This window comes from Parendozoicomonas callyspongiae (assembly GCF_023502345.1).
Classification (GTDB): Bacteria; Pseudomonadota; Gammaproteobacteria; order Pseudomonadales; family Endozoicomonadaceae; genus Sansalvadorimonas; species Sansalvadorimonas callyspongiae.
Map to the genome: position 1 here is coordinate 1 of NZ_JAMFLX010000052.1, position 9,967 is coordinate 9,967.

Consider the following 9,967-nt stretch of genomic DNA (forward strand, 5'->3'; position numbering starts at 1 on the left):
CTGGCGCTACCTGTGCCGAAATTGTAAACAAAGCTTCCAGCTTGAGTTTGTCTACAACGCCAACAAGCCCGGTACTCACGAGCGCATAGTAAACATGTCTATGAACGGCTCTGGAATAAGGGACACAGGGCGGGTTCTGGGCATCAGCCCAACAACAGTCATTAGCCATCTAAAAAACTCGCTCCGCCACAGGTGACGTCACTGCCTTTCGACAGTGAAGAGTTGGTGTTGATCTGCCAGATGGATGAACAATGGTCTTATGTTGGAAATAAAAAGAATCAACGCTGGTTATTCTACGCTTGGGAGCCTCGCTACCAGAGAGTGATCACTCATGTCTTTGGTCGCCGAACCAAGAAGATTCTGAAAAAGCTAATGAAGCTGGTCAAGCCCTACAAGTTCAAGTTTTACTGCACTGATGACTGGAAGCCCTACGGTGCAGAACTACCTGAAGCTATCCATGTTGTTACCAAGAAGCTGACACAGAGCATCGAGAGAACAAACCTGACTCTTCGCACCCGCCTGAAGCGGTTAACTCGTAAAACCATCTGCTTTTCTCGCTCAGAAGAACTCCATGACAAGGTGATTGGTGAGTTCATCTCTAGAATGTGGTATCAACCTGTTTGAAACATGACCATATTTTGCCATAATTTCTGATGCTTTTCGGGCATGCATCTTTCCAAGATCTGTCCGCCATTTCAGGTAGCCTACCCGGTCCATCGGGTATTCAGCGCGGGCTATTTCCCAGCGGCAAAGGTGCTGAGAACGCACAGCAATACGCAGTTCGTCTGAGGCATTTGGATTCAACTTTTCCAGCCAGCGGGTCATATCTTCGGTATAGATCAGCTCTTTGGCTTTGCCATCAATTTGCTCAGGATCCTGAGCATGTAACTGATCTATGGCGTGAAGTGTTTGTTTAAGTTGAGTCATATCTACAGCCTCTTGTTCTTATGGCAAGAGTTTTACTGCATCTTCAACTTTATTGCGAGGGTTGAGGTTTACTGCCGGGGATAAAGGGCAGGGCAAACTGCTCATCTGTTTCAGGATTGATCACTGCGCCATGTCCCTGGAGCAGCAGAATAACAGCACCATCAATCAGGTTATTGCAGATATTGTGTGCAGTACCGTTGTCGTTGATCAGGGCAGTTATATGCAGGGCATCTGTCTTAGACTCTTTCAGCAGTGTCTGTAAAGAGTTTTCGGAAAGGAAATCCTGTGCATAAAGTTCCCTTTTAAGAGTACTGACGGCTTTAGGAATATCGCAGTTCTCATCCTGTGAAAACAGCTGAAGCTGGCGAAGTGTGGTAATTATCCGATTCCTGAGCAGTCGGTAATGTTCCCTGATGGAATCGGTGTCTGAGTGGACGCTTCGTCTCAGGCTTTTATGGAGATAGCGCAGCTGTTTGATAGCGCCTACAAAGTTGTTGCAGGCCATCCTTAAAGCCGCAATATCCGCTTTCTGCTCAGGGCTTACCTGGGATTCCAGTTGATCGCAAAACTCGCAGATATCTTCATGAATACCACGAATCTGGAGCTTGTAGAGTTTACCAACCCGCCAGTTTGGCCAGGGAGGAATGGATTCCGGCAGGTCCAGGTTATTGTCATGGCTCAGGCTGTTATCGACATAAAGGCCAAAGCTGATCAGGGCAACAGTTTGTCGATAGAGAAATGTGCTCTCTGTTCTCAGGGCTACAAGTGCTGTGTCCGGGTGTTGCAGAGCTGTCTGAGTCAAGCCTGTTGCTCTGGCTGATTCATCAACAGGCATTGGGATATTTAAGTGATTCTGCTTGTCCTGATTAACAAACAGGCGGCTTAGAAAGTTTTGAAGTGGGTCGAGGCAGGGAACCATCAAGACAGCTCCCACGATATTGAAAACAGTGTGGAACAGTGCCAGTTCCAGCATATTGTTTCCGGCAATACCTAAAACGGAAGCGATGGCCTGATTGGTGCTTATCCAGAAAGGTATGGTCAGCACAATATAGAAAGCAGCGACTGATTTGAAAGCAATATTGGCCAGCGCCAGCCTGCGACCATCTGCCGAAGCGGTTATGGCTGCCAATGCCGCAGTTGCTGTTGTTCCGATATTGGTTCCAATGCAAAGGGCGATAGCGTCGGAATAATCCAGATGTCCACCTGACATGGCAGTAATCACCAGGATCTGCAGAGCATGGCTGGATTGCATAAGCACGGTTAAAATAGCACCGATAAGCACACCGCCAAGAAGGCCATAGTCAAAGGTCAGAAGTGTGGAATCGCCTGCTCCTCCCATTCCTTCCTTTATGTAGTGAATACCTAAAAGCAGGAAGCCGAGACCAAGCAATACATAGCCTCCACCCTGCAGGCGATGGGCTTTCTGGAGCTGAAGCAGGGTACCCATCACCAGCATGGGCATAGCGTAATGGGAAATAGCGACTTTCATACCGAAGGCAGCAATCAGCCAGGTTCCCACAGTTGAACCCAGCCCGGCACCCATCAAAAGAGCGATACCGGCACTCAGGGTGATCAGTCGGGTACTGACAAAGGAAAGGGCAAGTACAGAAACCAGTGAGCTCGACTGAAGAAGGCTGGTCGCTGCAAGTCCAGCCCGGTAACTGCTCCAGGGAGTTCGCGTTGTCCGTTTCAGGGTTCGGGCCAGCCAGCCACCGCTGACCTGGCGGAAGCCCTGATCAAGGCAGAGCATTCCGAAGAGAAAGAGAGAGATACCAGCAGTGATGGTCAGAATGTCAGGGCGAAACCATAAGCTGTAGGCCAGAAGCAGAACCATGGCCGAAAACAGAACCTTGCGAAACATACAGATAAACCTGATGAAGATGGTACGTGCTGTTAAGCAAGGGTTATCGGTTAGGTGTTAGATTTCTGGAGATCTGTTTTTGGAGGTTTTCTCCTCTGCAACAGGAGCGGGATAGGCAAGCTGTGTATAAAAGCGAGTCGTGTATTCGTAGGCTTTATGGACTTCCTCTTTAAATCGGTCAGCTGACGCAGGGTATGTAGTCGGAATGCCATCAACTAATTGTTTCAGTTGTTCCTGAAGCCTCTTAACATTGGCATCATCACCAAACTCATAATATTGCAGGTTATCATCGGGAAATATTTTCTTAAGGTGGACTTTTAGTTTTTGACCTCCGAATAGGTTACTGCCATACCTTACAAGAATATGAGCAAACATAAGCTCTGGGTTCTCCGTGAGACTCAGAAGGTGGTTTTTATATATTGCTATTTCTTCCAAATCGCTTACCCCGGCAATGACATCAGGGGAGGATGGTTGAAGGAACTGGCAATCGAGATTAAGTATTTGCGTACGCTTGACTTCTTCAAGGAAAGATTGGAACTCTGCCAAATTGCACTGTTTAAAAACAGTTTCAAGCGTTGAGTAATAGTCCCGAAGTCCATGATGAAAGCGGGTTAGCTGCTCTCTTGTCATTTTTTCTTCTGTCATTGCAGACATAACGGCAGTTTTAGCAATGATTCCATGGAGTTCTCTTGCTGATTTGATGACTGTACAAAAGAATGTCTCTGGCTCAGCTGGCTCCACTCTTCTTTTTTTTGAAGCAGTCTTTTTTGGAACTGATGCTTTTGGTATTCGTTGCTTGGACGGAAAGTAAATTACATCTTTTTTACCTTGCAATCTTAGTGAGCGACGCTTTGGTGGATTCGTGTCTATATGCTCATCTGATGGTGGTTCAGATTGCTGTTGCGGAACAACTTGCGATGACCTACTCTTTGCAGTTCCTGATTTTGTATGACCTTCTGCGCTAGAAACTGTCAAGACAAAAACAATTGGGAGGAAAATCTTACTAATAGAGAACTGGGATGAGGTTATTGTTCCAGCGTTATTCATTCTTGACCCACCTTGTTATTACGATTGATTTCTTTGATCAAGCAATTCAGGTCAGTAGAAAAAGTTTCAATATTTATTGTTTTGATCTTTGTGGGACAAAGGATAGTAGTTTTTTTCAAATGCGAGGTTGAAAGCCGCTATTTTTGATTATAGCGGCGGGGTATAGCTGGTTTTATCTTTTAATGTGTAATTGTTGGTTTCTTGTGACCGTTATAAATATCCATATCCAGCTCACCTTCACTACGCGCAACCAATGTGGTCACCATAATATCGCCGGTGATGTTAACGGTGGTTCGTGCCATATCCAGAATCCGGTCAATACCGGCAATCAGGGCAACACCTTCCATTGGCAGGCCGACAGTCGTCAGAACCAGTGTCAGCATAATCAGGCCGGCACCAGGCACACCGGCTGTACCGATAGATGCCAGAGTGGAAGTGGCAATGATGGTCAGGTAGTCGCTGGTTCCCAGATCAACACCAAAGGCCTGGGCAATAAACAGCGCTGTAACACCCTGGTAAATCGCTGTGCCATCCATATTGATGGTGGCGCCCAGAGGCAGAATAAAACTGGATGCACCACGGGAAGCACCAAGACGCTCGGAACAGCGCAGACTGACTGGCAGAGTGCCGGCACTGCTGGATGTGGTGAAAGCAATCACCTGGGCGTCAACAATTGTTTTAAAGAAGCGCAGAGAGTTCAACTTACCAATCAGGGTGATAATCAGACCATAGAAGCCGTAGCCATGAAGTGCACAGGCAATATAAACGGCCACAACAACCTTCATCAATGGCAGAAGCACTTCCAGACCATAGGAACCAGCTACCCACGCCATCAGACCAAATACCCCGAAAGGAGCAAACAGCATAACAATGCCGGTCAGCTTATACATGGCCTCAGCCAGACTGGTTAATACAGCAACAGCTGGTTTACCTTTTTTACCAATCAGGGTCAGAGACACACCAAGCGCCAGCGCAAAAACGATAATCTGCAGAATATCTCCGGCTGCCATTGCCTGCACCGGGTTCTGAGGAACCAGATCAACAATGGTATTGATGAGAGATGGTGCATCTTTGGTCACAATCTCTTCCTGGGTAATCAGGTTCATGCCGGCACCAGGCTCCAAGATATAGCCCATCAGCAGGCCCAGAGAGATTGCGATGGCAGTGGTGACAAGGTAAGCCACCAGTGTTTTCAGTCCCATGCGTCCCATCTTGTTGGTGTCCTGCATGGAACTGACGCCGACAACCAGGGAACAGAATACCAGTGGCACAATCAGCATCTTGATGGCATTGATGAACAAAGAGCCAATGGGTTTGAGAATCACGGCATCAGTACCAAGCCCGACACCAGTGATGATACCGAGGATCATGCCAATCAGAATCTGTAACCAGAGTGGGAGATTATTCCAACGCTTCCACAGAGAGAGAGATTGTTTAGAAGAAGGCGGCGGCGTTCCGGTAGAGCCGGTCGTCATCGGGAAGTTCCTTTTGTGAAGTATTAAGATAAGAATAGAGATTTTCTGGTGGCTGGCGGGGGTATCCTTCTATAGCCACCAATGTGTTCCCCGTAATCGGCCACTTGAATATGACAAAATGGCACGTCTATCCAAAGTCTATGTGAGTTTATTGATGGATATAGAGTGTTAATATAGGCATTTTTCGTTTGGGGAATTTATGGTTGAGCAGTTGAATTATCGAATTTTCGGTGAGAAATCAGACGTTATTCTCATTCATGGCCTATTTGGCAGCATGGATAACCTGACTCCCGTGGTGCGAGGCCTGACAGATCACTACCGGATTGTGTCTCTGGATCTACGAAATCATGGCCGCTCATTCCACCGATCCAGCATGTCTTATCCTGAAATGGCCGGTGATGTGTTCGCACTGATGGATCACCTGAAGGTAGATTCGGCAATCATTGTTGGGCACTCCATGGGAGGGAAGGTCGGTATGCGGATGGCCTTACAGGAACCTGACCGGGTCAGGGCTCTTGTGGTTGGCGATATTGCCCCTGCTGAGTACCCGCCACATCACCAGAATGTTCTGAACGCTTTACAGGCTTATAAGCCAGAACTGGCGACTTCAAGAAGTGGGGCTGATAAGCAACTGGCAGCATTTATTGAAATGCCCACAGTACGCCAGTTACTGATAAAGGGTCTGAAGAAGGATCAACAGGGACATTATGTATGGCGAATGAATGTTGAGGGAATCATTAAGTCCTACAAGGACATTTGTGCTGTTCCTGAAACTGGTGAGAAAAGTTATGCAGGGCCAGCGCTGTTTGTAAAAGGGGAAAACTCGGATTACTTAAAGCCTGAGCACAGGGATGTTATCGACCGCCTTTTCCCCGCAGCGAAACTACGCGTTATAACAGGAGCCGGGCACTGGCTCCATGCTGATAAACCGGATCTGTTTAATGCAACCTTGAAACGGTTTCTGGCATCGCTGTAAGTTAATGTTGATAGCTGGCAGTTACAACGGTTAGTGATACCAGTTATCATCTTCTTCAAGGTCATTAAAATCATCATCGTCAAACTCATCTCCAAGTTGATCCTTGAGACCTCTTCGTTCGAAGTAAGAATCAATTCCTTTGCGAATGCTGCGGGCTTTTTTACGCTTACACTTCTGGTTGACTGATTTTCTGCGGCGCAGTTCGAGTCCATCTGGCAGTCCATCTTCGGGGCTGAGACTCTCATTGTCCGAATTTGCGCGAGGCATGACTACGGGTCCTTGTACTACTGTCTCAAACCCAAATTTAGAAAACACAAAGAGGGGTTTGCAGCTCTACTAAGACCCGATTGTTATAAAGAAAAACAGTCTGAATCCCCTGAGTTAGAGGAGGCGGGTGTCCTGTCAATATCCCGGCTGGGAGAGATCAGGCATCCAGCTTCCCTCAGGCAAGCGGAACACTTTCGTTTCAAAGCTGCCGTCCGGGTTCAGTACCAGTCTGCGGTATCCAGGCTGAACTGTATCAGCCTCAAAATCATTGGCTTTGGGGGCAAACTGAACGCTGGTGGAGGGTGTGGCCAGAATATGAACACCGTTAACCTCAGTATCTCGTTCCTGATGGATATGGCCATGGATCAGGAGTTTGACCTGCGGGTAATTCTTTAGGGATTCCACCAACTCTTTTCCGTTAGTGACAGGCATGGAATCCATCCAGGGGCTGCTGATACAGAGCGGGTGGTGATGCATAGCCAGCAGTGTGGGAGTATCGGGATTTTCGTCCAGGAAACGCCATAGGAAAGTCAGCTCCTGGTCCGCCAGCTCGCCATGGGTTTTTCCGGGAATCTGGGAGCTCAGAAGAACGATATTCCAGTTGCCAAGTTTGATCGCTTTGGGGAAGAGGTCTGCAAACTTGCTGGACTTTAAATCCTCTGCTTCATCATGATTTCCAAACAACCAGACAGTAGGGGCATCCAGGCCGGTCATAAGATCGTGGCAGAACTCATAGGATTCGATGGAATAATCCTGGGAGATATCACCCGTTACGATAGTGTGGTCAATTTGCGACTCCTGAGATCTGGCCAGCTCCACCACATCAGCAAATGACTGGCAGGTTTTTATACCCATCAGGTCTTTGGAAGCATCACCAAACAGGTGGGGATCAGTGAACTGAATCAGGGTCAGAGGTTCTTTCTGCACAGGAGCTCCGTAATGAGTCGGCAATATGGAAGCCATGAAATGTTCAGGAGTTGACGGAGTATGTTGCGCCTGCAGGGCTCTGGAATCAAATGTTTACAGAGTCTGGTGTATAGCCAGTCACCATGCAGTGATCCAGCCATTCGGCAAGAAGAGTGTTCAGCTGGTACTTCTCATCTGGCTGATGCATATGGGCATTAGGATATTCATAGCGTGCATTCAGATAACGATGACCGCTGGCACCAATAACTTCAGCCATTTTGACGTCATGGTACAACCGCACAGTCAGTTCAGGCAGGGAAAGCCAGGAGTGTAATGGTGTTGTGAGGGAAAGGGTCAGTAGCGTTGTGTAACGGGTCTGTTCGACAATTTTCAGGGTCGCTGAGGCTTCATGTCCCTGAAACTCGATGTGAATCCTGGATGATGTTCCTGCTGCTCCGGTAGGGGCAACCTTCATCAGGCGAAGATAATTGGCATCACACACTGCCTGCAGGCCTGCAAGATTAACGTGATAACGGTGACCTTTCGCACTTATAGTCGGGTAAGTGGCTGGGCAGTGTGCCTGTACATTCATTCGATTCTTCAGAAGCAACCATTTTGTTTAGTATAAATAGCAGAAGATAAAACCATTACAGCGCCAAGGCAAAGGGTGACGGAAATAACCACGTCATGGTAATAGAAAATGCCCAGCAATTTTACGTGTATGACAAACTTTTCAATGCACAAGTCTGGTAAGATCGCATAGTTTTATGACTTACAGCCCCGAATAAGATACAGGATTACGAGTGATGGCAACCAAGCGTTTGTTAACCGGAATCAGTGCCGCCATCATGGCCGCCAGCAGTCTGGCTTATGCCGCTGAATCAACTGACCTGCTGCAGGTTTACGAACTGGCTTTAAAGAATGATGCCCAGCTGGCTGCTGCGCAGGCTTCCCTCAATGCTGCGGGGGAAGCGGTTCCACAAAGTATGGCCTCCCTTCTTCCGCAAATCAGTGCTTCTGGTTTTACGACAAGTAATCGCTCAAAAACCCTGGGTACAAACAATGTAAGAGATGGGAACACCCATGGCTGGAGTGCCCAGCTGAGTCAGCCGCTTTTTAATCTGTCGTCCTGGTTTACTTTCAAGCGAGCAGAACATCTGACAGCGCAGGCTGAAATCGGTCTGGCTGCTGAGCAGCAGAACCTTATCATGAGGGTTGCCGAGAGTTACTTTAATGTACTCAGGGCTGAAGATACTCTGACGACTGCGAAGGCCGAGGAAAAAGCTGTCAAGCGCCAGCTTGAGCAAACCATCCAGCGATTTGAAGTGGGCCTGATTGCAGAAACGGATGTTCATGAAGCCCGGGCTGCTTATGATGCTGCCCGCGTTACGCATATTGAAGCCAAAAATAATGTTGGTGTAGCCCAGGAAAGCTTGAGGGTTATCACCAATACCGCAACTGACACCCTCTCCAAACTCGATAAAACCATGCCGGTTGCGGCTCCTGTGCCTGCTGATTCCAAAAGCTGGGTGAATGTCAGCATCAACCAGAACCTGAACCTGCTATCGGCCAGAAAAGGTATTGATGCTGCAGAATCACAGTTACGGAGCAGTCGATCAGGGCATGCGCCAACGCTGAATGTGGTGGCAAACTATACCCACAATGTGGATAACAGGGTTGAGCGTAGCTGGACGGGTGCTGCACTGCCTCCTACAAAAACAGAAGGGTCAACTTATAGCCTGCAACTGAATATTCCTGTTTTCAGTGGTGGTGCAACATCTTCAAGAGCAAGAGAAGCTGGCTATCGCCTGGAAGGGGCTCAGAAAAACGCCGACCGTACCCTGCGTATTGTTGCGGCCAATGCCCGTACTTTCTACAACACTGTCAATGCAGATGTCGACCGTGTTGAAGCTCGCTGTCAGGGAATCGTTTCTGCCAGCAGTGCCTTGAAGGCGATAGAAAGCGGATATGAGGTTGGTACCAGAAATATTGTTGATGTGCTGAATGCTCAGAGAGGGCTGTTCGCTGCCCAGAGAGATTACCTGAATGCCCGTTACGATTTTATTATCAATACATTAAAGCTCAAGCAAAATACTGGCACTTTAAGCCCTCAGGATCTGAAAGACCTGAATGCCTGGATGAAAGCCAATGGCGATGAAGATCTGACCGCAATTTGTTCCGGTACCTGATTGCAAGGTTTATCCAAATTGTAATCACTGACTGTCAAGGCCATTCCTCCGCAGGGGGTGGTCTGAATTGCCTGGGTATTTAACTCTTTACAGGCTTCTCAATCTCATAAATTGCATCACGGATATTTTCCAGTCGTTCCTCGAGAATCGACTGGGCATCGTACAAACCCCGGTGGCGCTGTTTAGTTAAATAGTGGTTTAGTCCAGTGACCTGCAATGCGATCTAAAAGCCCATCCTCTGAGAAGATTTCGGTCTTAAGGTAGCGTTTCCAGCCAAGGTACTTTGAAAGATTCTTTGTCGCCACTCCTCTGAAGAAGT

The 9,967-nt window shown here is 47.9% G+C and carries 9 protein-coding genes and 1 pseudogene; 3 read left to right on the forward strand and 7 right to left on the reverse strand.

Annotated elements, in window-relative coordinates; genetic code table 11:
- Positions 1 to 624 (forward strand): annotated as a pseudogene (locus tag M3P05_RS19795) (IS1 family transposase); the annotation flags it as partial.
- Here M3P05_RS19795 and M3P05_RS19800 read toward each other — a convergent pair.
- The 4 genes from M3P05_RS19800 to M3P05_RS19815 all read right to left on the reverse strand — a co-directional run bounded on the left by M3P05_RS19800 (position 559) and on the right by M3P05_RS19815 (position 5,310).
- Positions 559 to 927, reverse strand: coding sequence for a DUF4202 family protein (locus M3P05_RS19800; protein WP_249701853.1), 369 nt, complete (start codon positions 925 to 927; stop codon positions 559 to 561). The pseudogene M3P05_RS19795 and the gene M3P05_RS19800 sit on opposite strands and share 66 nt — an antisense overlap.
- Positions 928 to 976: 49 nt before the next feature.
- Positions 977 to 2,788: a Na/Pi symporter gene (locus M3P05_RS19805; protein WP_249701854.1), complete on the reverse strand. Its 1,812-nt coding sequence runs from the start codon at positions 2,786 to 2,788 to the stop codon at positions 977 to 979.
- Positions 2,789 to 2,845: 57 nt separating this feature from the next.
- The gene (locus tag M3P05_RS19810; RefSeq protein ID WP_249701855.1) at positions 2,846 to 3,835 is read right to left on the reverse strand and encodes a biliverdin-producing heme oxygenase; all 990 of its coding nucleotides are present in this window, start codon (positions 3,833 to 3,835) and stop codon (positions 2,846 to 2,848) included.
- 179 nt (positions 3,836 to 4,014) lie between these two features.
- Positions 4,015 to 5,310 (reverse strand): dicarboxylate/amino acid:cation symporter, encoded by a 1,296-nt coding sequence (locus M3P05_RS19815; protein WP_283777889.1) that lies wholly within the window; start codon positions 5,308 to 5,310, stop codon positions 4,015 to 4,017.
- A gap of 199 nt (positions 5,311 to 5,509) precedes the next feature.
- On the opposite strand from M3P05_RS19815, the gene M3P05_RS19820 reads away from it, so the two are divergent.
- Entirely contained in the window at positions 5,510 to 6,286 is a 777-nt protein-coding gene (locus M3P05_RS19820; RefSeq protein WP_249701857.1) for an alpha/beta fold hydrolase, read from the forward strand.
- Between the two features lie 30 nt (positions 6,287 to 6,316).
- Here M3P05_RS19820 and M3P05_RS19825 read toward each other — a convergent pair whose 3' ends face one another.
- From M3P05_RS19825 to M3P05_RS19835, 3 genes are all read right to left on the reverse strand, one after another.
- Positions 6,317 to 6,553 carry a PA3496 family putative envelope integrity protein gene (locus M3P05_RS19825; protein WP_249701858.1) on the reverse strand — a complete coding sequence of 79 codons (237 nt, stop codon included), beginning with the start codon at positions 6,551 to 6,553 and terminating at the stop codon, positions 6,317 to 6,319.
- 135 nt (positions 6,554 to 6,688) lie between these two features.
- A complete protein-coding gene (gene cpdA / locus M3P05_RS19830) occupies positions 6,689 to 7,480 on the reverse strand; it encodes a 3',5'-cyclic-AMP phosphodiesterase (protein ID WP_249701859.1) in 792 nt (263 codons plus the stop codon).
- A gap of 85 nt (positions 7,481 to 7,565) precedes the next feature.
- Positions 7,566 to 8,051, reverse strand: a complete 486-nt coding sequence (locus tag M3P05_RS19835) for a DUF1249 domain-containing protein (RefSeq protein ID WP_249701860.1) — start codon at positions 8,049 to 8,051, stop codon at positions 7,566 to 7,568.
- Positions 8,052 to 8,265: 214 nt separating this feature from the next.
- Here M3P05_RS19835 and M3P05_RS19840 point away from each other — a divergent pair, with 214 nt between their 5' ends.
- Positions 8,266 to 9,648 carry a TolC family outer membrane protein gene (locus M3P05_RS19840; protein ID WP_249701861.1) on the forward strand — a complete coding sequence of 461 codons (1,383 nt, stop codon included), beginning with the start codon at positions 8,266 to 8,268 and terminating at the stop codon, positions 9,646 to 9,648.
- The last annotated feature ends 319 nt before the right edge of the window (positions 9,649 to 9,967 follow it).

Excerpts from the sequence above, each read along its gene's own strand:
- M3P05_RS19800 (WP_249701853.1), bottom strand. The coding sequence starts at position 927 with ATGACTCAACTTAAACAAACACTTCACGCCATAGATCAGTTACATGCT.
- M3P05_RS19805 (WP_249701854.1), bottom strand. The coding sequence starts at position 2,788 with ATGTTTCGCAAGGTTCTGTTTTCGGCCATGGTTCTGCTTCTGGCCTAC.
- M3P05_RS19810 (WP_249701855.1), bottom strand. The coding sequence starts at position 3,835 with ATGAATAACGCTGGAACAATAACCTCATCCCAGTTCTCTATTAGTAAG.
- M3P05_RS19815 (WP_283777889.1), bottom strand. The coding sequence starts at position 5,310 with ATGACGACCGGCTCTACCGGAACGCCGCCGCCTTCTTCTAAACAATCT.
- M3P05_RS19820 (WP_249701857.1), top strand. The coding sequence starts at position 5,510 with ATGGTTGAGCAGTTGAATTATCGAATTTTCGGTGAGAAATCAGACGTT.
- M3P05_RS19825 (WP_249701858.1), bottom strand. The coding sequence starts at position 6,553 with ATGCCTCGCGCAAATTCGGACAATGAGAGTCTCAGCCCCGAAGATGGA.
- M3P05_RS19835 (WP_249701860.1), bottom strand. The coding sequence starts at position 8,051 with ATGAATGTACAGGCACACTGCCCAGCCACTTACCCGACTATAAGTGCG.
- M3P05_RS19840 (WP_249701861.1), top strand. The coding sequence starts at position 8,266 with ATGGCAACCAAGCGTTTGTTAACCGGAATCAGTGCCGCCATCATGGCC.